Raw genomic sequence first — 21,563 nt, forward strand, 5'->3', positions numbered from 1 at the left:
CCGATCGACACCACTGACTTTGCGCTACCAGTTGGTTACTCAGCGCTATGATGTTGATCATGTTCATTCTTGACCTGACCTACGTCGCGCCGCTCGATCGCATCGAAGCCGCCCACCCCGAGCACGTCGCCTGGCTCGACTCGAACTACGAATCCGGTGTCTTCATCGCATCGGGCCCCAAGGATCCCCGCGATGGCGCGGTCATCGTGGCGGTCGGTGTCGACCGGGCGCGGATCGAGGACATCACCAAGAGCGACCCGTACTCGGTGGCGGGGCTGGCCGAGTACACCATCACGGACTTCCGCGCGATGAGGACGTCGCCGGCGCTGGAGGAGTACCGGCACCAACGGCCGGCGTAACAGGTCAACCAGTCACCGCTCCCGGCGGACGGCTAGCAGGGCCGCGTCGTCCGTCGGCCCGGAGCCGACGTGCGCCCGCACGTCCAGGAGCAGCTCGTCCAGCAGGGCGTCCGGCTCCCCGTGCGGCAGCGTGGCCAGGCGCTGGGCGAGCGGGTGGAACCGGCTCGCCGCGTCCCGGGCCTCGGACGCGCCATCCGTGGAGAGCAGCAGCAGGTCGCCGCGGTCGAAGCCAATCGACCCGGCATGCCTCGGCGTGCACGACGGGCTCCGGTCGGCCGTCCGGGCCTTGTCCGACGACGATCCGGCCCTCGACCATCCCCCCCGTGAGAACTCCGCGACCTGCAAGTCCACGTCCGAACAGAGCAGCAGACACCCGAGTGGAAGCCCCGCTACGCGGTCCGCTCCGGTATCGAGGGCACCATCAACGAGTTAGCCCCCCGGACACGGCATGCACCGCTACCGCTACCGCGGCCAGCCGAAAGCCCACATGCAACACGTGCTCACAGCCATCGCCGTAGACATCGAACGACTCAGCCCTGCGCGTGGGAACCGCCGAACCGGTCCACGCGGAAATCCCCGGCCCAGTGCGCATGCCACGAGGAGGCCTCGCGGCACCAGCGGACAGTGGGACCGCCCGAACCGGGGCGCGGGTCAGGCCGCCAGGTACGGCACCGCTCTAGGTAGGACTGGGCGGGGAGATCCCGTCCCAACCCGGCGAACTGGCAACGCGACGGCGCCCGCTCAGCCCGCCTCGCCAACGACATCGGCATCACCACCGCGGAGAGCCTCGCCTGCCGCCGCTACGCCCTCTCCGGGGACGTCTTGGCGATGAACCGATGGTAGAAACCCGCAGGTCACGGGCATTGCTTCTACTTTTGGGACCTCGGCTGCCGCAACGCCGCAGCCGAGACCCTCTGATCACGATGTGCCGGCAGGGGCGCCCGGTAAGGGCTCCCTCACCGGCACCACCCTTGGTGCGCGCTGCCAGAAGCAGGCGGCGGCGAAGGCCGTCCGGTCAGTCCTGCGGGGCCGCAGGCTGGTGCGCCTGGCCCCGCGTGGTTCTGCTCGGGATCAGGAGGGGTCGCCGTACTGGAGACCGCGTCCGTTGGTGCCGATGTACACCCGGCCGTAGGTGTCGGGGTCACCGGTGATGATGCCCTGTCCGGCGAAGCCGCCCCACTGGTGGGCGTCGTCGTTGATCCGCACCCAGCTGGCGCCCTGGTCGGTGGAGCGGAAGACGCCTGCGACGTCCTTGACCGTGCCGATCAGGTACAGCGCCTGGTACGAGGTGCCCGGTGCGGCCTTGCCGAAGCCGATGGCGGTGCCGGACTGCACAGAGGAGAGCTTGGTGAAGCTGCGCCCGCCGTCGGTGGAGTGCAGCACGCCCTGGCCACTGGCGAGCCACAGGTCGCCCGCGACGCCGGGGACGGCGGTGAGCTTGCCGGAGGGCAGGTTGGTGGCGCGGGCACCGAAGCTCGCGCCGCCGTCGGTGCTGGCGTAGAGCGTGCCGTTGTTCAGCGAGTAGAAGGTGTTGGCCGAGGACCGGTCGGCGATCACCACGGCCCCGTTGCCGAGACCGTTGACCCTCGACCAGCTCGCACCCCGGTCGGTGGACCGGTACGGGGCCTGGCCGGCCTCGGTCCACACGAAGCTGGAGCCGTCCGCCGCGATGGCGATGTGGCCGCTGTCCGCGCTGGGCACCGGCTCGCCCTTGAAACCGTTCCAGGTGTGGCCGCCGTCGGTGGACAGGGCGCCGTCCTGCTCGCCGCCCCGGCCGACCCGGACCACCAGGGAGGGGTTGGACTGGGCGTAGTCGACCGAGGTGCTGTTGTAGATCGTCGGGTTGACCAGCCGCCCGGTCGGCTCCTTCGTCAGGTCGTCGTACACGAAGCCGCCCTGGTCGCCCATCGCGGTGATGAGGGCGGCGGCGCCGGGCGGGGAGACCGCGTCGTACAGTGCGGTCTCCTCCAGCCCGCGGGCTCCGATGGTCCAGTGGCTGGTGCCGCCGTTGTCGGTCGCGTTGGCGTCCTTGCTGGCCCAGATGCCGTTGCCGGTGCCGTACATCACGTGCCCGGAGTCGAACGGGTCGATGCTCAGCGCGGTCATCCAGTGCCCGATGCCGGTACCGAGGTACGGGGCGACGGAGGGATCCCGCACCGACCTGTCGGACTGGGTCGTCCAGGTCGCACCGCCGTCGGTGCTGCGGTAGACCTCGTCCTGCGGCCACCAGCGGTCCAGCGTGGTGACCATCACCGTGGACGGCTTCTGCGGGTCGACGGCCAGACCGCCGAACCCGTAGCCGCCCTGGGACGGCGAGACGTTCTTCCACCCGCCACCCGAGGTGTGGTACTTCCACACCGAACCCGCCGTCACGCCGTTGGGCCCGGGGGCGTTGGTGTACGTCAGGTACAGCGAGCCGTCACCGGAGAGCACGCCGTGCTGCGGCATCTGGCCGGTGGGCTGCCCGGAGACGGCCTGCCAGGAGTTGCCGCCGTCGGTGGACCGGTACAGGTTGGTGGACTTGTCGGCGACGCCGACGTAGACCGTGTTGCTGCCGGCCGGGCCGTAAGTCACAAAGGAGATGCCGGTGCCGAAGCTCGCCCCGTCCTTGACCGGGAACGAGGAGACCTGGTTCCAGGTCTGACCGTGGTCGGTGCTGCGCCACAGGCCGTTCTTGCGGGTTCCCAGCAGCAGGTTCTCGTGGTTCGACGGGTCGATCACCAGACGCTCGCCCGCCCCGCGGCCGTCCTCGTTGCCGCCCAGCTTGAACGGCAGGTCGGTGCGCTGGAAGGTGCGGCCGCGGTCGGTGGAGCGCAGGATCGCACCGTTGCCGGCCCAGTCGTTCGTGTAGGTGCCGGCCGCGAGGTAGAGCCGGTCCGGGTCGACCGGGTCAGTGGCCAGCGACTCGATGCCCAGCAGGTTCCAGTCCTTCTGACCGACCCAGTCGGTGAGCGGTATCCACTGCTCGGCGCCGGTGTCCCAGCGGTACGCACCACCCATGTCGGTGCGCGCGTACAGCAGGCCCTTCTCCTTCTGGTTGAACACCAGGCCGGTGACATAACCGCCGCCCGCCACCGGGGCGTTCTGCCACACGTACGAGCCGGAGCCCTGCGAGCCGCCGGTCGCGGCCCCGGGCACCGCCGTGCCAGGCACCTTCACCAGCTTCCACTGCTGGTTGGCACCGCCCCAGGCGGGCCACTGGATGATCTGCCTGCCCTGGTCCGTGGAGTTGCCCGTGACGTCCAGGACCTGACCGCTCTTGCGGGAGGTGAAGGTGACGGCGTCGGACCCGCCCACGTCGTCGATCCGCCACTGCTGGGAGGGGGCGGACCGGTCCGTCTGCTGCTCGGCGACGGCGCCCTGGTTCGTCGAGTCGCCCACGATGCCCAGCACCTTGCCGCTGTTGCGGTTCACCAGCTCGTAGTAGCCGTCCCCGGTGGACTTCAGGCGCCACTGCTGGTTGGCCGTGCTCTGGTCGGTCCACTGCTGGATGCGGGTGCCGTCGGCGCTGGAGAAGCCGTTGACGTCCAGCACCTTGCCGCTGCGCACCGACATCAGCCGGTAGTAGGCGCCGCCGTCGACCACCGCCGCCTGCGAGTCCTCCTGCACGAAGAGGAAGTACGAGGCGGTGGCGAGGGGCACGCTGACCAGCAGAGCGGTGGCGCTCAGGCGACGGCGGTGACGCCCTCGGCGTCCGCTGTGGGAGGAGTTGCTCATGGGTCGGATTTCTCCTTGCGAAGCGTGCATCAGGGGAGAGCGGATCGCGGCACCGGAACTGACCGGATCCGTCTTCCAGTTGCCACCGATTCCGCAAAGGGTTGCCGCGAGTCCGCAGGTTTCTGAGGAACCCGGCCGCGCATCGGCTGGGGTCCTTCTCTTCACCGGTGTCAGACTGCGGCCTTCTCGCGGACGGGCTGCGCGAGCAGCGGGTCCGAGAGCTCCTCCAGGCTGTGGTTCCTGGTCTCCGGGGCGAGCGCCACGGTGATCACCAGACCGATCACACCGGCCGCGACGAGCCCCGACCACCGGCCTCGGCGGGCGCCCCTTTCTGCTGTTCGGCGCCCAGCACGACGAGACGGACACCACCTGGGACGACGCCTGGACCGACCTGGACGGCTGGAAGCGCCGCCTCACCGTCGCCGGAGCCGACCACAGCACCTTCAGCGACCTCCCGTTGCTCGCCCAGGCCGTGGGCATGCCGAGCGCCCCCGGAGCGATCGACCCGACACGCGGCCTGGCGATCACCCGCACCTACCTCGGTGCCTTCTTCGACGAGCAGTTGAAGGGGAGGTGGGAGCCGCTGTTCGACGGACCGTCGCCGGAGGAGCCGGAGGTCACCGTTCAACTCCCTTAGCAGACACAGCGGGTGTCCCCGTTCGGTCGGTTCGGTCGGAGGGGGACAGTGGGCGTGTGGTGCTGGTCCGGGCCGCGGGAGCCGCTGTTCGACGGGCCTCGCCGGAAAACCCTTGGGGTGGACCGCACCTTCCTCTACCAGCACCGCGACCTGCTCACCCAGATCCACGCAGCCGCCGGCGAACCGCCAGGAACGGACGGAGGCCCGCTGGTCAGCCGAGCCTCGCCCATGCCGACCTGGCCAGCGCCAACGACCGGGCCGGACGGCAGGCGGCCCAGATCCGACAACTGGAACACAAACTCGCCGAGTTGCTCGGCGAACAGGTCTGGCACGAAGTCGGAGTCGGCGCCCCAGCAGACATCGACCAACTACACCGCCGCATCACGGCCCTGGAGCAGCAGCTTGTAGATCTCACCGCCCAGCTCGACGAGCGCGACCAGGAGCTCGAAGCCGTACGGGCGGCCAACCGCGAGCTGATGACCAGGCCAGGCTGAACACCTGGTCCCAGCCAGCCGACCTCGTGCACCAGCCCGGGCGCTGACGATGACAGGCCCCTACCCGAGCTCCTCTCACATGTCGCGACGGCGTACGACGAGCGTGGCGACGGGGACCGCGACCAGGGGCCAGGCGGCGAGTGCGATCCATGCCTCGGTGGCCGTCGACGGGTAGTGGATGCCCGGGGGGGAAGCCGAGTTCGTCGAGCCGCCACAGGCGCTGCCGGGCCAGGTAGGGCATGGCGTGCGCGATGGCGGCTGTCCAGCGGTGCCGCTCGTCGAGGAACGCGGGGACCAGTAGGAGCAGCGCTGCCGTCGTGACCATGGTGGTCGCCGTGTGCCGCAGGATGGCGCCGATGCTCACGCCGATCAGCGCACACACCGGTGCGAGCAGGGCGGAGGCCAGGACTGCGCGCAGTGCGCCGGGGTGGCCGATCGACGTGATCGCGCCGATGCTGCCGGTGACGAGCATGAGGACCATCGCCGCGCTGGGGACGAAGATGTCCTCATAACCCGCCGCCGGATAGCTTGCCCGCAGCTGGGGCGAATAGCTGGGCCAGTTGCGGTAGTCGGCGAGCACCCCGTTGGTGTTGAACAGGATGAGGGCTGCCGCGCTGAGGGCGAAGGTCCACCGGATCGAGCGCAGCGACCACAGCTTGATCCATTCGGCGGCGAGCAGGTCGCGGAATCGGGGGCGGGGCTCGGGCGCGGTGGCTCGGACGGTCGTCGTGGGCGTGGTCATCGGGATTCTCCGGCGCGATATTCGACGTGATCGGTGGTCAGGTCCATGAACGCCTGCTCCAGGGAGGCACTCCGTGTGGTCAGTTCAGTCAGCGGGATGCGGTGTTGGAAGGCGAGTTCGCCGATCCGGGCCGCGTTCAGGCCGGCTACGTTGAGCGTTCCCTCTCCGTCCGGGCGTACCAGGGCGTCGTGCGCGGTGAGCAGTGCTGCCAGGGCGTCGGGCTCGTGCGTCCGTACTGTCACGCTCGCGCCGGTGCCACGGGCGGCGAACTCGGTCAGGCTCTCGGCGGCGATCAGCTCGCCCCGGCCGATCACGATCAGCTGGTCGGCGGTGTTCTCCATCTCGCTCATCAGGTGGCTGGAGACCAGGACCGTGCGGCCTTCGGCGGCCAGGCGGCGGAACAGGCCACGTACCCAGAGCACGCCCTCGGGGTCGAGGCCGTTGAGCGGCTCGTCGAAGAGCAGCACCGGCGGGTCGCCGAGCAGGGCGGTGGCGATGCCGAGCCGCTGCTTCATCCCGAGCGAGTACCCGCCGATCCGCCGGCGCGCCTCGATGGCGCTGAACATGGAGCAGATCCCGCTGCTGCTGTTCCTGACGGCCGACGTGGCGCTGGGCTTCCTCGCCGCCGCCGGTCCTCGTGGGACCTCGCTCGCTGCGGCAGTCACGGCGCTCGGCGCGCTTGTTGGCCACCCGAGCGTGCGACTGCTGCTGGCAGAGTCGGTCAGCGCCACGGCGGAACTGGCCGACGCCATGTCCGTCGCGGTCGCCTGGCTGATCGGCAACACCGTACGCCAGGCCCGCGACCACACCCGCACATCACGCGCCCAGACCGCGGCCCAGGCCGTCACCGCCGAGCGGCTACGAATCGCGCGCGAGCTGCACGACCTGGTCGCACACAACATCGGCATCATCGCCCTTCAGGCAGGCGCGGCACGCATGGTGATCAACATCGATCCGCCGAGCGCGAGCGAGGCGATGACCGCCGTCGAAGCCGCCGGCCGGGAAACCCTGGCGGGGCTGCGCCGCATGCTCGGCGCGCTGCGTCAGGCCGAACCCGATGACCACTCCGGTCCGCGCCACTGGGGCCGGCACCAGGCCTGGCGGATGTCGAACGGCTGGCCGCGGCGGCAGCCGCGGCCGGCGTCCGGGTCGAAGTGCGGTGGCTGGGCGAGCGGCGACCAATCCCTCCGGAGATCGACCTCTCGGCCTTCCGGATCGTCCAGGAGTCGATCACCAACGTAGTCCGCCATGCCGGTACCGACTCGTGCCAGGTGTCCATCGACCAGCGCCCCGAAGAGCTGTCCGTCGAGGTTCTCGACGACGGGCACGGATGCGCCGCCGCTGCAGGCACCGGCTACGGCCTGATCGGAATGCGCGAACGAGTAAGCCTGCTGCACGGCGAGTTCTCCGTCGCGCCCCGCCCCGAAGGAGGCTTCCGCGTGACCGCCCGCCTTCCCCTGCCGACAGGGGCCCGATGACCCTCCGCATCCTCCTCGCCGACGACCAACCGCTGGTGCGCGCCGCCCTGCGGATGGCCACCGCCACCAACCCGGACATCGAGGTCGTGGGAGAGGCCGGCAACGGCGCCGAGGCGGTCCGACTCTGCGAAGTCGCCCAGCCCGACGTCGTGGTGATGGACATCCGCATGCCCGGCATGGACGGCATCGCAGCCACCCGCCTGATCACCGCCGGGCCCACCGCAGCACGCATCGTCGTCCTGACCACATTCGACGACGATGAGTACGTCTACGTCGCACTTCGCGCCGGCGCCTCGGGCTTCCTCGTCAAGGACATGGCACTGGAGGACATCCTCGCGGCGATCCGCGTCGTCGCTGCCAGCGACGCCTTGATCGCACCGAGCGTCACCCGCCGCCTGATCGCACATCACACGTGCCGCGCCGAGCCGCCCGCGGAGCGGCGGTCGCTCGACGGTGTCACCGAACGTGAACGCGAGGTACTGGCCCTCGTCGGCCGCGGCCTCCCAAACACCGAGATCGCCGCTCACCTCACCATCAGCACAGCCACCGTCAAGACGCACATGACCCGTCTGCTCGCCAAGCTCAACGCCCGCGACCGCGCCCAACTCGTCATCACCGCCTACGAGACGGGCCTGGTGTCAGTGCATTCCTGATCAACGCGATGCTACCGCCCTCGGGGCCGGCGTCCTTGTATCACTCCGACAGGTGCCTACCGACCCAAGCCGTCCGCCCCAGCCGAGAGACAAGCCATCACAGCCTGCATGCCACGGACATCTGCCGGTGAGCCAGCGGAAGCCGGAGTCGGTGACGATCGCAGCTGGTGGTGGCACAAGCAGCCCGAAGGGGTGGCCAAGCGTAATCGCTCGACCACTCCTTCGCCATGTCCGCCGGTGAGCCTCCTTGCACCACACCTGTCGCGATCAGTAAGTTCCGAGCCCAGGCCACTGACCTCCGAATACTCCGACGGGTCCCACACCAGGCCTGGCGAAATCCAGATCAGCCGGGAACTCCAGGCGCACGCGCTGGCCCTGGACGAGCTGACCGCCGAGGGGATGCGCGCGCGGCAGGCGCGGCCCGGCGCCCACTGCACCACGGCGGCCGGCTTCCCGCAGCTGACCCGCGAGCTGGTCCGGTGCGCGGTGGTCGCCGACCGCGAGGCCGGCGCGACCTGGGCCACGATCGGCGAGGCGCTCGGACTCAGCGCGGACGCCGCCCGCGCCCCTTACGGCAAAGTCCGCCTCCTGTGGCCCCCACCCCCAGAACCCGCCTGACCGCCACGGGACCGCCGCCCGACTCACCCCACCCACACGAGCGGCCGGCACCAGCCGGACGCGGGAACAAGAAGCACAGCGCAGCGCCCGGCCACACCGACCAACGCCCCCAACCCACCCACCACAACAACCAGGCAGGGGCCCAGGAAGCTAAGCCGGCAGCTGCCGCAGCTGCCAGAACCCGGGCCCGCGTGACCGCACCCAGCGGCCGGGCGGATCTCCCAACGCCGCTTCCGACCGCATCTCGGCCCAGACGGCCCGCAGTGCGAATCCAGCCGCCACCACGCCACGCTGTGGGCGCGCCGCCAGTAGACGAATGACCGTCATGTAGGCAGCGCCATATGGCTGATCCGCACCCGGCACAAAACCGATCAGACCGGCATCAGGCGGACGAGGTGGATAACTAGGTTCTATCACCAGGTTTTGCCACACCCTCAGACGAGTCGTCCGCCCTCATACTGCGGCCTGGAAACGCGTCCGGCGTGCCGGGGCGCGGGGAGGTCGCGACAGCCGCCGCACGCGGGGGGATCGCCTCGGACGATGCCGTCACCGGATGGTCGAGCGGGGTGGCTCACCGACCCGCTCGGAGGATTGATGCACGTATCCCGTGCCTTGCGTTCGATCGTCGCCGTCGCCTCGATGGGAACCGCGCTGGTGGTCTCCCCGGCGTGGTCCGCCACGCCCGCCGCCGGCGCCGTTTTCGAGTCGACCGACCACACGCAGGCTTCCCGGTCGGCTGACTCCGGACCCGCGCTGCACCATGACACCTCGCCACCGTTGCGTGAACTGTCGCAGAGATCCGGAGAGCGCCGGTCCACCCCCAGTGTCATGCCTCTCGGAAAGGTGCCATACCCGTCCGTCACCAAGGACGCCCGTCCGGACGAGGTGGTGCAGGACCGCGACGGCAACCGGGACCAGATCCAGTTGGGCGTCAGTTTCGACGGCATCCGCGAAGCCGGGGGCGTCCCTCCTGACCCCAACGCCTCGGTAGGTTCCAGGCAGATCGTGGAGATCACCAACTACGACCTCGCGGTGTACTCGAAGACCGGTGCCACGCTGCTGGGGCCGCTGACGACCCAAACCCTGTTCAGCGGGTTCGGCGGGCCGTGCGAGACCTCTCACAACGCCGACATCGGGGATCCCGTAGTCCGCTGGGACTCCCTGGCCCACCGCTGGATCATCAACCAGTTCGCCCTCGACGAGACGGGCAACACGAATCGACTGTGCGTGGCCGTCTCCAGCACCGAAGACGCCACCGGCGAGTACTACCGGTACGACTTCGGGTATCAGCACTTCATCGACCACCCGAAGGTCTCGGTGTGGCCGGACGCCTACTACGCGGCTTTCCTCGGCGGGGCGTTCTTCGAGGCGTGCGCCTGGGACCGTAACAGGATGCTGCGCGGGGCCGACGCCGACCAGCAGTGCTACACCATCCCGTCACCGACCATCCCGATCGGCTCGGACCTCGACGGCACGACCCCACCCCCGCAGGGCGAGCCCAACCTGCTGATGGCCCTCAACCCCGCCCACGACAGCCTGCAGTACTGGCGGTTCCACGTCGACTGGGCAGACCAGACCCGCACCACCGTCATCCCGGGGGAGCTGCCGGTGGCCCCCTACACCCCGGCCTGCATGAGTACCGATCCCACCCATTGCGTCCCCCAGGCCGGTACCACCCAGAAACTGGACTCGCTCTCCTACTCCGCCATGTACCGGCTCGCCTACCGGAACTTCGGCGACCACCAGTCCCTGGTCGTCAACCACGCGGTCGACGCGCCCGGCGGCGTGGGGGTGCGCTGGTACGAGCTGCGGCTGGACCACAGCCGACCGGTCGTTCATCAGCAGAGCACCTATGCTCCGGGGCCCGCGTACCGGTGGATGGGCTCCGCAGCCCAGGACAAGGAGGGCGACATCGCCCTGGGATACTCGTCGTCGTCCTCCCAGGCCCATCCCTCGATCCGCGTCACCGGACGCCTGGCGCACGACCCGCGGAACTTGATGACATTCCGAGAGACCACCGTGTGGACCGGCACAGGCTCCCAGACCGGGAGCAACCGCTGGGGTGACTACACCTCCATGGCAATCGACCCGGCGGACGACTGTACGTTCTGGTACACCAACCAGTACCAACCGGCCGATGGCACCGGAAACTGGAACACCCGCATCGTCTCCTTCCAGCTCTCCGACTGCTGCGACCACCACCGCCACGGGTGACATCCTCGGCCGCGGTCTTGGCGGTGACCAGCTCCTAGGGCCTGTGTGATGTCATGATCAATAATGCGGTTTCGTGCTTGCCCGAAAGCGGGATCCGGCAGGAAGTTGTGTGTGACACGTAGGCAACTCACCGACGATCAGTGGACGTTCATCGAGCCGTACTTGCCAATCGGCGAGTACGGCCCGTACCCGCAGAGGCTGCGGGATCAGTTCGAGGGAGTGAGCTGACGGTTCCGCTCCGGCGCCCAGTGGCGGGAGGTGCCCTCCGAGTTCGGTCCCTGGCCGACCGTCTACGGTCGTTTCCGGGTCTGGAGGGACGCCGGCGTCTTCGAAGCCTTGCCGGAAGGGCTGATCGCGGAAGCTGCGAAGCGGGGCAAGGCGGACTTGTCGCTGGTCAGCGTGGACTCCAGCACCGTCCGGGCTCACCATGACGCTGCCGGGATGCACCTCGACTCCGACACTATGAACGCTCTGGAGAAGGCCGCCGACGAGGCGGAGAGGGCCCGGCAAAACCCTCTGTGACAGGTTTGGGTGAGACGTCCCGTTTCGGCGGGTTTGTGTAGCCTGAGGGCGAGACACAGGAGTACCACCCAGCAATGACCAGCACCACACCCGACGGCACCGACCCGGCCGCGAAGCCGAAGCGCCGCACCTTCACCGCCGAGTACAAGCTCCGCGTCCTGGAGCAGTACGAAGCCGCCTCCTCTTCCGCCGAGCGCGGGGCCCTGCTGCGGCGCGAGCGCCTGTACCACTCGCACATCCAGGACTGGCGGGCCGCTCGGGAGGCCGGGACGCTGGAGCGGCTGGCCGACCACCGCAAGAGCCCCTCCCGGCCGAAGAAGACGGCGGCCGAGACCGAAAACGAGAAGCTCCGCCGGGAGAACGAGCGACTCAAGCGGGAGCTGGCGAAGAACAAGGCCGCGGTGGAGGTCCTGGGAAAAGCTGTCGCGCTCTTGGAATCGGTCTCCGAGAGCGTGGACTGAAGCACGTCCTGGACACCCATCTCCCCGCATTCGTCGATGAGTTGGCGAATCACATAGGCATCGTGGCGGCCTGCCGGCTCACCGGCAGGTCCCGGGCGACCCGCCACCGACACCTGCACCCCAAGGAACCGACCGAGAAGCCGAACCATCCCAGATCAGCCCCGCCGCAAGCGCTGTCACCCACCGAGCGCGCCGCCGTGCTGGCACTGATGGACAGCCCCGAGTACGCCGAGCTGCCTCCCGCGCAGATCTGGGCCCGTGAGCTGGATTCCGGGCGCTACCACTGCTCGATCCGCACCATGTACCGGATTCTGGCCGCCGCCGGACAGAACGGCGAGCGCCGCCGCCAGGCCACGCACCCGCCCCGCACCATCCCCGAACTCGTGGCCAACGGCCCCTCGCAGGTGTGGACATGGGACATCACCCGCCTGCCCGGCCCGGTCAAGGGCATCTGATACCACGCCTACGTGATCATCGACATCTACAGCCGCTACGTCGTCGGCCACACCGTCGAACGGGCCGAATCGGCTGAGCGGGCCGAGGAGTTGGTCCGCGAGGCCATCGAGGTCAACGGCATCGTGCCGCACACCGTGCACGCCGACCGCGGCACCTCGATGACGAGCAAGAAGGTCTCCCAGCTGCTGATCGACCTCGGCGTGGCCCGAAGCCACTCCCGGCCCAAGGTCAGCAACGACAACCCCTACAGCGAGGCCCAGTTCAAAACCACCAAGTACACCGCCGACCACCCCGAACGGTTCGACTCCCTGGCGCACGCCCGCGAGTGGATGGAGGCGTTCACCTCCTACTACAACCACGAACACCGGCACTCCGGGATCGGCCCGCACACCCCGGCCTCCGTCCACTTCGGCACCGCCGACCTGGTCCGCGACCAGCGGGCCGCCACCCTCGCCGAAGCCTACGAACGCCACCCCGAAACGCTTCCCCCGACGCCCCCGACCGCCCGAGATACCCCGCAAGGTCTGGATCAACGACCCCGCACGACGACGCGAGCCCGCACCACAAAGCTCATAGCGTCACGACCCGGGCCGTCGCCTACCTGACGGCGAAGCAGCCCTACCTCGGCTACGACCTCGCCCTCGCGTTGGGCCTGTTTGCCGGTCTGTAGGGTCTCGCGGCTCGTGTCGAACGCTGCTTCTCTGGTCTGCGGTTTCTATCGCAGTCTCACGACATGTCGAATGCCGAGGTCTCAACCCGGTGTCGGATTCCCTAAGCCGTTGCCCGCCGGACTTGGTAGTTCCAGCGTGTGAGTGACCGGACGACGGTTTCGGCACCGATGGGGTTGGCGCTGTGAACGAAGACCGTGCCGATCTGAAAGGGCCGTCCGTTGAAGGCGGCTTCTTCCATGAGGGTCACCACGGGCATGATGGTGTCGTCACCGCCGAGATCGTGGTCGAGCCAGAGTTCGTCAATGAAGCTGTCGCGGTGCTCTTGCAGGAGCTGGATGCCTTCTCGGCTGGTGCGGGCAATCCGCGTAGCTCTGGGGAGTGAACGGAGGTCGTCTATGCCAAGGACGACGGGCGCCGGTACGGCTAGATCTTCTTTCACCTGATCATCATCACAGTGAAGCCCCGCGAGAACCGCAGGGGCTGCCTGTTGGATGGTCATCCGGACTACTGGGATGCTCCTGCTGTGACCACCACGACGAGCCAACTGCAGACCGACGCCGGATGGGACGGCCCCTATTACCGCGCCCGCGCCGAAGGATTCGAGGCACTGTTCCTCCCGAGCCCTGATGAGGTGCTCGACGAAGTCTGCAACGTGGATGTCGAGGTCCGTCTCCCCGACGGCTCTCGCTGGAGTGCAACGATCTTCACCCTCGCCGAGGTGGACCGACTGATGAAGGGGTGGGAAGACACCGGAGAAGCCGCAGATGGACGGTACTTCTGGTGCTCGGACGGGCTGATCGTCCAAGGCCCCGGCATCCAAGGCATGGTGAGCGTGATCGCCAAGCTGCTTGCATCGGGAGAGTTCGACGGAGCCTTCCACCGTCTTCCCGACCCGGAGTGAACTTCGGACGTCATGACACTGTTGCCCCTCGGCAGGACGATGCTCCGCCCAGCTGACGGGAGCACACCAGCAACACTCAGTCGAACGAGGTACGGCAGCGACCTGCGAATCTCAGATCGGTACCGTTCCTCCTCCGGATCGCGACGACCGAAAGCCCCCGGGCTCCGCGCGCAAACGCTTCACCTGGTCGCCGAGACCGGCCGGTGCCAGCACATGAGTGACGGACCGCGCGAAGGCCTGCTCCAGGTCGCCGAGAAGCCGCTGATGGTCGAGGGCAGCACGATGTGCCCGGTGGACTGGACGATCCAGGCCGTCCGTCAAGCGGTCACGGACGACCTGCCACTCCTGCTCCCGCTTCTCGACGGCTCCGACCCCGAGGTCCGCTCCCTGGCCGCCTACGTCCTGGCAGCGGCGACCGACGAGATCCCACGCCTCTCCTCAGCCCTGCGGTTCAGGCTGGCGAACGAAGACGACACGATGGTCCGGGTGAGCCTGATCCTGGCGATCGCCCAACTCGCCCGCGAGCACCAAAACGACCACGCTCCCCGCTGGGCCCGGGACCTCTGGTCGGACACGAGACGACCGCCCGAGATCCGCATCGGCGCCGGCCTTGCCTGGCCGTGCCTGGTCACCGACCCCCGCCCCCAACGAACTCCGCACCCTCCTCACCGACCCCGGCATCAGCCGGTACGACGACCTGCTCCAGTCGGTGCCGTGGCTCACCTGGTACGACGCCCCCGGTTTCACGCTGCGCGGCTGCATCGACGAAATGCTCGCGGCGAAGGCCCCCGCAGCGGTGCTCGAGGATCCCTGGGGCGTGGGCCGTCAAGCTGAGGCACACAGCGGTCGTCCAGCCTTGCCCGTGGGCTTCGGAATCATCTGTCACGGGACAGGTGGTCTGCGGTCCAGGCCGGCATGCCACATCGCGGAACCAGGAACCACGGCGACTCCACGCTCGTTCGCGTTCGGCCCATTCCGGCGAAACAGGCCCCGACAAGGCGGCCGTTCTGGCATGCTCACCCGAATGCAGCAGGCTCGGGTGACCCCAGCCTCACACAGCGTCAAGCCAGGACCCGGGGTGGGCAGTGCAGTACACGATCAGCGCGTCAGTGTTCCTCGCGATCGTCATCATCGCCCGCCTGCGGCGCACCACCCACGCCCGCAGCCGCGTCGACGAGGCCTTCACCGTCTTCACCGCCGTCGTCTTCGGCGTGCTGATCGCCGCCACCACGCGGGGCCACGCCCTCCTCCAGCTCGTCGGCATCGCCGTCGACGCCACCCACTGACACCACCTGCGGCTGTGCCGGCCGGCAGACCTACTCTGATCGACGACACGGGGGAGGCCGGGAAATGGAACTGACGGTGCGCGACAAGCGCTGGATAGCCGCGGTGGGCGTGATCGCGCTCATGGTGTCGGCGTGCTACGCCGTATGGGGCGACGAAGCCGACTACCCACTCCCCTACACGCGACGCGACGCCTCGGTCCTGCGCCGCGTCGCGCTCGCCGACCCGTCCACGAAGAACACCACGGTGGCAGCGGACGACCGCACGATCTCGATGGAGGTCGCCTGGAGCGGCTGCGACTACAAGCCCGACCTGGTGGCCCGGGAGACAGCCGAGCAGGTCACCCTGCTGCTCAGACGCCGCGACGCATCGGGCCCGGACATCGGATGCGAGGACGGCGGCATCGCCGAACTCACGGTCGTCCTGCACCGGCCTCTCGGCACCCGGGCCCCCACCGATGCCCTCACTGGCGAACCCGTCCCCCACACTCACGCCTGACATCAGCTCCCGCCCGTCCCAACGGCGACCGGCACTTCGGGGGTCCAACGGCCGGGCCAGCTGCGGCCCCGCCGTCAGCCCTCCCCGCAAGGCGGCGGGCCCTCCCCGGAACGGCTGGGTGCCCATCGACTCAGCCTGCGGATTGAGGGATAGCCGGTGGGCGAACCAAGTCAGATGCCGAAGGGCAGGGTCACCGGGCTGCGACCGTTCGCGTCGCAGCCGTAGATGCCGATGCGGTGCACGTCGACAACGTGGCTATGTACGCGGGTTGTGTAGTTGTTTCGACATGAGATTGGGAGTCGCGCGTCTGATCGAATAGGTGCTGTTCGCGCGAATGGGAGTCACCCGCGCTTCGGTCGGCGGCGTGCGGTGCTCGTGGCCCTTCTTCTATGACTCCGGCCCTCGCCGTCTGCGAAGCGGCTGGAGCGGCGCCCAGCGACGCGGGGAGCCCGCGTCCGCTGCGTGGAGTGCGGCAACGGGCGCGGGCACTGCGGGCTTACCCATGGGGCGGGATGCCCGGCCCCATGGTTACAGGGTGCTGCACTGGCCGGTGCGGACACCGGTGACGGTGTTGGGGTGGCCGTCGTTGGTGGGGGGCGGGGTGTTGCCGAAGCAGGCCAGGGAACCTGCGATGGTGTTGCCTTCGATCTCGGGGCGGTTGTCCTCGGGGAAGGGGCCGGTGCCGGTGTTGCCGGTGACCATCAGGGATCCGCCGATGTGGTTACCGACGGCCTCCAGGCCGCCGGTGTTGTTGCTCAGCCAGACTGACGACTGGATCCGGTTGGCGGCGCAGTGGTCGTCGCCGGGGTCGCCGATGACGACGAACCTGCTTGCTCCGGTGGCGGTGAGGGAGCCGGTGACGGTGGTGCCGCACACCCCGACCAGGGTGGAGCCGAAGGAGGTGACGCTGCCCTGGACGGTGGAGTTGCCGATGAACAGGGCGGTGCCCGCCCCGGCCGAGACGCTGCCGCGGACGGTGGCGCCCAGGATGCAGGTGCTCTCGCCGGTGGCGATGACGCTGGCCACGGAGCCGGTGACGGTGCGCGTGCAGTTGACCGTCTGGGTGGCGCTCTCCGGCGCGGGGGCCGGGTACGTGGCGTCGCCACTGTACTGGGCGGTCAGGGTGTGGCTGCCTGGCAGCAGGTTCGACCAGGTCAGCTGGGCCTGGGCGCAGTGGTCGCCGCCACCCGGGGTCAGTGGGGCGGTGCCCAGGGTGGCGCCGGCGTCGCTGAAGGTGACGGTGCCGGTCGGGACAGCGGTCGAGCCGCCGTTGGGGCAGACGGTGTCGGTGAGCGTGACCGGGTGCCCGAACAGCGACGGGTTCGGCGAGGTCGTGAGCGTGGTCGTCACCGTGGGCTGGGTGGTGTAGCTGATGGTGATGCTCGCGGCGGCGCTGGTCACCGTGGGGCCGGTGCCGCCCGCGGGGACGAGGGACGAGCCACCTCCCCCACCACCCGCGCTCCCGAACGGGTTGATGTTGACGTTGAGGTCGCCACCACCGCCGCCACCGTAGTAGCCGCCGCCTCCTCCACCGCCCGTGTTCTGGCCGCCGTTGCCGCCGGTGCCGAGCGTGCCGGGGGCGCCGCTGCCACCGCTGGGGGACGTACCGCCGGCCCCGCCCTGGGTGGCCGTACCCGCCCCGCCACCGTTCCCACCGTTGCACGTTCCGTTCGCGCCCGGCTGGCCGGCGTCCCCGCCCTGGCTGCCGCCCGTGCACGACGAGCTGAAGACCTCACCGGCGCCCCCGCCGCCCGCGGCCACGATGAGACGGGAGTCGGTGGTCGTGAGGGGAGTGGTCCGGGGCTGGGTGCGGATGTCGGAGGCCCCGCCTCCACCGCCGCCGAAGTGGCTGTTGCCGCCGCCGTTGAAGCCGCCGATGCACGGCGAGAACGGGTAGCAGCCGGAGTTGTTGGTGGGAGCGCCACCGACTTCGACGTAGAGGGTCTGCCCGGCGGATAGTCCGGTCAGCGTGCCCGAGACCTGCGCGCCCCGGCCTCCGGGCGTGACGTTGACACCCGACAGGCCGCCGGCCGCGCCGATTGCCGTGACGTCGACCTGCGTGACCCCGCCCGGGACGGTGAACGTCTGCTCGGCGCCGGTGAAAGCGAACGTACAGGTGGTGGTGTTACCGGAGGTCGTGCAGGTGCCCTGGGCATGAGCGGTCCCGGACAGCGCCACCGGAGCGATACCGACGGCACAGAACACGCCGGCCGCGACGGCCAGCACACGCCCACGGCGGCCCGCCGAACCGGCACGGCACCCACTCACACCCGAACCCGGCCGACCACCGACAACCGACAGCGAGAAAGCCACGATCTACTCCCAGAAGGCGGAAAGGGGAATGCCCCGGCAGGGGATTGTCTTCCGCCACCCTGGACCAGACAGCCCAGCCCCCGGCCGGCAACCGACCTGACACACCGCCGTATCACCCCAGCGGCCCCCCGCCACCCGGCATACGCGCAAGACCGGAGCGCGAACCCGACCTCCGTCGCCCAGGACGTCACCAGGCCGGGCTCCGCAGGCAGGCGGTGCTGTCGAAACTCGTGAACATTCCACCGCGATCTCGGGAGCCTTGTGCCTCCCGAATCGGTGTCGAAGTGCTGTCCAAACTCGTGGACGAAGCCACCCGGCCGAACAGCCCGGGCCCCCGTGCGCGGGCAACCAGTCGACGGTATGGACCGGCGTCACGTCCGGCGGTGGCGTCCGGTGGGCCGGGCCGGGCCGGCGACGCCCGGGTTCCACGACGCACCACCCCGCCGAACACCGGGCCGTCCCCGGCGGCCCGGCCGGGAACCACGAAGGCCGCCAGGCCGCCGGGCAAGGCCCGCCAGCCAGCGCCGCAGACCACCCCGACCCGACAGCGCACCACCACACCACCCCCACCACCAGGAGGGCAGCGGCGCGCAGAGAGGGATGTCGGATTTTCCGGCCACCTTGGTGGGCCCTGTGAGCTGCACAGATGCCACCCCGCGCCCGGGGCGGGGTGCTGGCATCAGGAGCTACAGCAGGAGTCACAGCAGGAGCTACATCGGGAGCTGCATCGGGAGGCCCGGGAAGGGCCGTTCCCGGGCCGTGTGGGGGCCGGACCGCACTCCTGCCGGACGGCGCGTCAGGGCACGGCGGTCGCCGTCAGGGGCCGCCCGTGGGGCATCGGTCGGGGAGGGGGCGGTGCCAAATCCGGTCGGCGTCGACAGTCCAGCCGGGCCGTGGAGGGCCTGGCGGAGGAATCGCCGCCGGTCCGGCCCGACGGGGCCCGGGGGCGTCCGGCGTTCGCCGGGCGCTCACCAACCATCACGGCCCCGCAGGGTCAGACCCCTGCCGGCCGGACCGTCACCCACCACCGCCCCTCCACCTACCAGCAAGCCGGGAAAGGGAACGGACAGAAGGGGTTGTCGGATTTACCGGCCGCCCGAAAGCGGCCGCTGACCTGTGGAAACGCGCGGACGCGGCCGGGAGCGGCGGGGTACCTACGGTGGTACCTGCGCAACTGCCTACGGTGGCACCTGCGGTGCTGCCTGCGGTGGTATCTACGTGGAATCCGCGCGGTGCCGGGGGGATCGCCGTGGGCTGGCCGGTCGGCGCGGACGGCTTCGCCGGACGCGCAGAAGAACCACCGGCCCGCCGCAGGCGCGAACCCGAACCGAACCGACCGACCCCACCACCAAGACGAAGGGCGAGAGAAGGATTGTCGGCCTTTCCAGCCCGCCCAAAATGGCACCTGACATGCGGTGATGCCGTGCCGGGCCGAATCACCACGCACCCACAAGACCACCGGCTAGGTGTTCTGTCCCGTGAGGTTGGGGACGCGGCTGGCGGGTGGCTTGTCTGCGAGTGCGGTGTGTCCGCGGTGGTGATTGTAGGTGTGGAGCCAGTCGGGGAAGGCGTCGCGGCGTTCCTGCTCGGTGCGGTAGGGCCTGACGTAGGCCCACTCGTCGAGCAGGGTGCGGTCGAAGCGTTCGACCTTGCCGTTGGTCTGCGGCCGGTAGGGACGGGTGCGCTTGTGCGCGATCCCGCCGGCCGCGAGGACATCGCGCCACAGGTGGGACTTGTAGCAGGAGCCGTTGTCGGTCAGGACGCGCTGGACGGTGATCCCTGCCTGGGTGAAAAACGCCTGGGCGCGGGTCCAGAACGCGGCGGCGGTCTCCTTGCGCTCGTCCGGCAGGATCTCGCTGTAGGCGAGGCGGGAATGGTCGTCTACGGCGTTGTGCAGGTAGCTGTAGCCCTCGCCGGAGCTGTTCTTCCTTCCGACGGGGCGGCCGAGCGCCCGGTGGCCGCCGCCGTCGGGGATGTTGCCGAGCTTCCTGATGTCGACGTGGACCAACTCGCCTGGCGCGCAATGCTCGTAGCGTCGGATGACGCGGCCGGTGGCGCGGTCGAGATGGGCCAGTCGGGCGAGGCGGTAGCGGGTCAGGACGCGGTGCACGGTGGCCGGGTTGAGCTTGAGCAGGTAGGCGATGCGGGCCGGTCCCCAGCGCCGCAGAACGCGGACCTTGATGATGCGCCGCTCGGTGCGGGTCGGGGTCCGGCTCGGGCTGTGGTGCGGCCGGCTGGAGAGATCGCTCATGCCGGCCTCACCCAGCGCACGGTAGCGGTCGGCCCAGCGCTTGGCCGTGGTCGGTGAGACCTGGAAGCGCTCTGCGGCCCGCCGCAGCGGCCAGCCGTCCTCGACCACGCGGCGGGCCAGGCGCAGACGTCCGGTCTCGGTCAGCGGTGCGTTACGGTGTGGCATGAGGGCCTTTCTGGCGCTGGGGTAGATGTCGCAATCCACACCTGGCCAGAAGGCCCTCACTCATTTCAAGATCACACCGCCGTGAGCCCTGTCACCAACCTCCGCGGTCAGTACACTCGACGGTGTTGCGCTCCTTGTAGAGCTCGGCGTCGTGGCTGACGGGCCTGCCGCCCTTGCTGCCCTTCTTCTTCCGGTTGGCGCTCTGGTCCTTCTTCTCCGGGATGACCGCCTTGATGCGGCGCTTGCGCAGGTGGGCGCGGTTGCCGCGGGACGAGTAGGCCTTGTCCCCGGCGACCGCGTCCGGCCGGGTGCGGGGACGGCCGACCGGCACCCGGACCCGTACCTTCTTCAGCACGGGGATGAACTGCGGGCTGTCCGCGGCCTGGCCCTCGGTCAGTACGAACACCAGCGGGCGGCACTTCCGGTCACCGGCGCAATGGATCTTGCTGGTCTGCCCACCGCTGGAGCGTCCGAGCAGGGCTTCCTTCAGGCGGAGCCTGCGCCGACGCCGGATGCGTCGCCGTTCTTCCCGTTTCGGGTCGCTTGAGGCGTCCCGCCCGTCTTGTTCCTCCGGGCCTCCCCCTTTTGTCGGGCCTTCTCCGCCTCCTCGGCGGCCTTCTCCAAGGTGGCCATGGTGTCGGAGTCGAGGTGCATCCCGGCGGCGTCATGGTGAGCCCGCACGGTGGTGGAGTCCACGCTGACCAGGGACAAGTCGACCTCACCGCGCTTCGCTGCTTCCGCGATCAGCCCCTCCAGCAGGGCTTCGAAGACGCCGGCGTCCCTCCACTGCCGGAACCGGTTGGAGACGGTCGACCAGGCACCGAACTCCATCGGCATCTCCCGCCACTGCCCGCCCGTCCGGAATCGCCAGATCACACCCTCGAACTGCTGCCGCAGCCGCTCCGGGTACGGGCCGTACTCGCCGATCGGCAAGTACGGCTCGATCCACGTCTACTCTGCATCGGTCAGTTGCGCTCGCGTCACGCACCACGGTCTACCGCATCAGGACCCGCCGCGAAGGTGAATCGCGCAGATTGTCGGCGGCGGCTGAATTCGGGCCGGTATCGACGGTTGAGTTGTGGGCCAGTCGTGGTCTCGCTGGATGGTGTGTGTCAGTCGTTGTCGTTCG

19 protein-coding genes and 3 pseudogenes are annotated in these 21,563 nt (G+C 69.4%); 14 read left to right on the plus strand and 8 right to left on the minus strand.

The annotated features are described in order from the left end of the window. Window positions 1–59 precede the first annotated feature (59 nt). Window positions 60–359, plus strand: a complete 300-nt coding sequence (locus ACH4J0_RS38660) for a YciI family protein (RefSeq protein ID WP_396245878.1) — start codon at window positions 60–62, stop codon at window positions 357–359. Between the two features lie 12 nt (window positions 360–371). On the opposite strand, the gene ACH4J0_RS38665 is transcribed toward ACH4J0_RS38660, so the two are convergent. Both ACH4J0_RS38665 and ACH4J0_RS38670 read right to left on the minus strand, forming a co-directional pair. Next, entirely contained in the window at window positions 372–710 is a 339-nt protein-coding gene (locus ACH4J0_RS38665) for a SpoIIE family protein phosphatase (protein WP_396245880.1), read from the minus strand. A 720-nt stretch (window positions 711–1,430) separates the two neighbouring features. Further along, complete coding sequence (locus ACH4J0_RS38670) at window positions 1,431–4,076, minus strand: RICIN domain-containing protein (RefSeq protein ID WP_396245881.1); 2,646 nt, start codon at window positions 4,074–4,076, stop codon at window positions 1,431–1,433. A 457-nt stretch (window positions 4,077–4,533) separates the two neighbouring features. On the opposite strand from ACH4J0_RS38670, the gene ACH4J0_RS38675 reads away from it, so the two are divergent. Continuing rightward, window positions 4,534–4,713, plus strand: a complete 180-nt coding sequence (locus tag ACH4J0_RS38675; RefSeq protein ID WP_396245882.1) for a hypothetical protein — start codon at window positions 4,534–4,536, stop codon at window positions 4,711–4,713. A 411-nt stretch (window positions 4,714–5,124) separates the two neighbouring features. On the opposite strand, the gene ACH4J0_RS38680 is transcribed toward ACH4J0_RS38675, so the two are convergent. Together ACH4J0_RS38680 and ACH4J0_RS38685 are read right to left on the minus strand one after the other, a co-directional pair. Then, window positions 5,125–5,949 carry a hypothetical protein gene (locus ACH4J0_RS38680; RefSeq protein WP_396245883.1) on the minus strand — a complete coding sequence of 275 codons (825 nt, stop codon included), beginning with the start codon at window positions 5,947–5,949 and terminating at the stop codon, window positions 5,125–5,127. Beyond that, window positions 5,946–6,497, minus strand: a pseudogene (locus ACH4J0_RS38685) (AAA family ATPase); the annotation flags it as partial. The pseudogene ACH4J0_RS38685 and the gene ACH4J0_RS38680, both read right to left, overlap by 4 nt. A 16-nt stretch (window positions 6,498–6,513) precedes the next feature. Between ACH4J0_RS38685 and ACH4J0_RS38690 the strand changes: the two are divergent. From ACH4J0_RS38690 to ACH4J0_RS38730, 9 genes and pseudogenes are all read left to right on the plus strand, one after another. Next, on the plus strand, window positions 6,514–7,191 hold the full coding sequence (locus ACH4J0_RS38690; protein WP_396245884.1) for a histidine kinase dimerization/phosphoacceptor domain-containing protein: 678 nt from the start codon (window positions 6,514–6,516) through the stop codon (window positions 7,189–7,191). Further along, the gene (locus ACH4J0_RS38695; RefSeq protein ID WP_396245885.1) at window positions 7,104–7,427 is read left to right on the plus strand and encodes a sensor histidine kinase; all 324 of its coding nucleotides are present in this window, start codon (window positions 7,104–7,106) and stop codon (window positions 7,425–7,427) included. The genes ACH4J0_RS38690 and ACH4J0_RS38695 overlap by 88 nt, the downstream gene beginning before the upstream one ends. Continuing rightward, complete coding sequence (locus tag ACH4J0_RS38700) at window positions 7,424–8,080, plus strand: response regulator (protein WP_396245886.1); 657 nt, start codon at window positions 7,424–7,426, stop codon at window positions 8,078–8,080. The genes ACH4J0_RS38695 and ACH4J0_RS38700 overlap by 4 nt, the downstream gene beginning before the upstream one ends. A 237-nt stretch (window positions 8,081–8,317) precedes the next feature. Further along, window positions 8,318–8,698, plus strand: coding sequence for a hypothetical protein (locus tag ACH4J0_RS38705; protein WP_396245887.1), 381 nt, complete (start codon window positions 8,318–8,320; stop codon window positions 8,696–8,698). An 828-nt stretch (window positions 8,699–9,526) separates the two neighbouring features. After that, window positions 9,527–10,912: a hypothetical protein gene (locus ACH4J0_RS38710; protein WP_396245888.1), complete on the plus strand. Its 1,386-nt coding sequence runs from the start codon at window positions 9,527–9,529 to the stop codon at window positions 10,910–10,912. 111 nt (window positions 10,913–11,023) lie between these two features. Further along, a pseudogene (locus tag ACH4J0_RS38715) lies at window positions 11,024–11,422 on the plus strand (transposase); the annotation flags it as partial. An 86-nt stretch (window positions 11,423–11,508) separates the two neighbouring features. After that, complete coding sequence (locus ACH4J0_RS38720) at window positions 11,509–11,895, plus strand: hypothetical protein (protein ID WP_396245889.1); 387 nt, start codon at window positions 11,509–11,511, stop codon at window positions 11,893–11,895. Window positions 11,896–11,936: 41 nt separating this feature from the next. Then, a complete protein-coding gene (locus tag ACH4J0_RS38725; RefSeq protein WP_396245890.1) occupies window positions 11,937–12,350 on the plus strand; it encodes a hypothetical protein in 414 nt (137 codons plus the stop codon). Window positions 12,351–12,362: 12 nt separating this feature from the next. Then, entirely contained in the window at window positions 12,363–12,956 is a 594-nt protein-coding gene (locus ACH4J0_RS38730) for a transposase (protein ID WP_396245891.1), read from the plus strand. Window positions 12,957–13,122: 166 nt separating this feature from the next. Here ACH4J0_RS38730 and ACH4J0_RS38735 read toward each other — a convergent pair whose 3' ends face one another. Continuing rightward, the gene (locus ACH4J0_RS38735) at window positions 13,123–13,521 is read right to left on the minus strand and encodes a cyclic-phosphate processing receiver domain-containing protein (RefSeq protein ID WP_396245892.1); all 399 of its coding nucleotides are present in this window, start codon (window positions 13,519–13,521) and stop codon (window positions 13,123–13,125) included. 24 nt (window positions 13,522–13,545) lie between these two features. On the opposite strand from ACH4J0_RS38735, the gene ACH4J0_RS38740 reads away from it, so the two are divergent. The 3 genes from ACH4J0_RS38740 (at window position 13,546) to ACH4J0_RS38750 (ending at window position 15,705) form a co-directional block, all read left to right on the plus strand. Then, window positions 13,546–13,923 (plus strand): hypothetical protein, encoded by a 378-nt coding sequence (locus ACH4J0_RS38740; protein WP_396245893.1) that lies wholly within the window; start codon window positions 13,546–13,548, stop codon window positions 13,921–13,923. Window positions 13,924–15,008: 1,085 nt separating this feature from the next. Then, window positions 15,009–15,209, plus strand: a complete 201-nt coding sequence (locus ACH4J0_RS38745) for a hypothetical protein (protein ID WP_396245894.1) — start codon at window positions 15,009–15,011, stop codon at window positions 15,207–15,209. Window positions 15,210–15,273: 64 nt separating this feature from the next. Continuing rightward, window positions 15,274–15,705, plus strand: a complete 432-nt coding sequence (locus tag ACH4J0_RS38750) for a hypothetical protein (RefSeq protein ID WP_396245895.1) — start codon at window positions 15,274–15,276, stop codon at window positions 15,703–15,705. A gap of 528 nt (window positions 15,706–16,233) precedes the next feature. Here ACH4J0_RS38750 and ACH4J0_RS38755 read toward each other — a convergent pair. The 3 genes and pseudogenes from ACH4J0_RS38755 to ACH4J0_RS38765 form a co-directional block, all read right to left on the minus strand. Further along, on the minus strand, window positions 16,234–17,931 hold the full coding sequence (locus ACH4J0_RS38755; protein WP_396245896.1) for an Ig-like domain-containing protein: 1,698 nt from the start codon (window positions 17,929–17,931) through the stop codon (window positions 16,234–16,236). Window positions 17,932–19,480: 1,549 nt separating this feature from the next. After that, a complete protein-coding gene (locus ACH4J0_RS38760) occupies window positions 19,481–20,434 on the minus strand; it encodes an IS481 family transposase (RefSeq protein ID WP_396245897.1) in 954 nt (317 codons plus the stop codon). A 115-nt stretch (window positions 20,435–20,549) separates the two neighbouring features. After that, window positions 20,550–21,379 (minus strand): annotated as a pseudogene (locus ACH4J0_RS38765) (transposase); the annotation flags it as partial. Window positions 21,380–21,563: the final 184 nt, after the last annotated feature.

Source organism: Kitasatospora sp. NPDC017646 (assembly GCF_044329365.1).
GTDB lineage: Bacteria > Actinomycetota > Actinomycetes > Streptomycetales > Streptomycetaceae > Kitasatospora.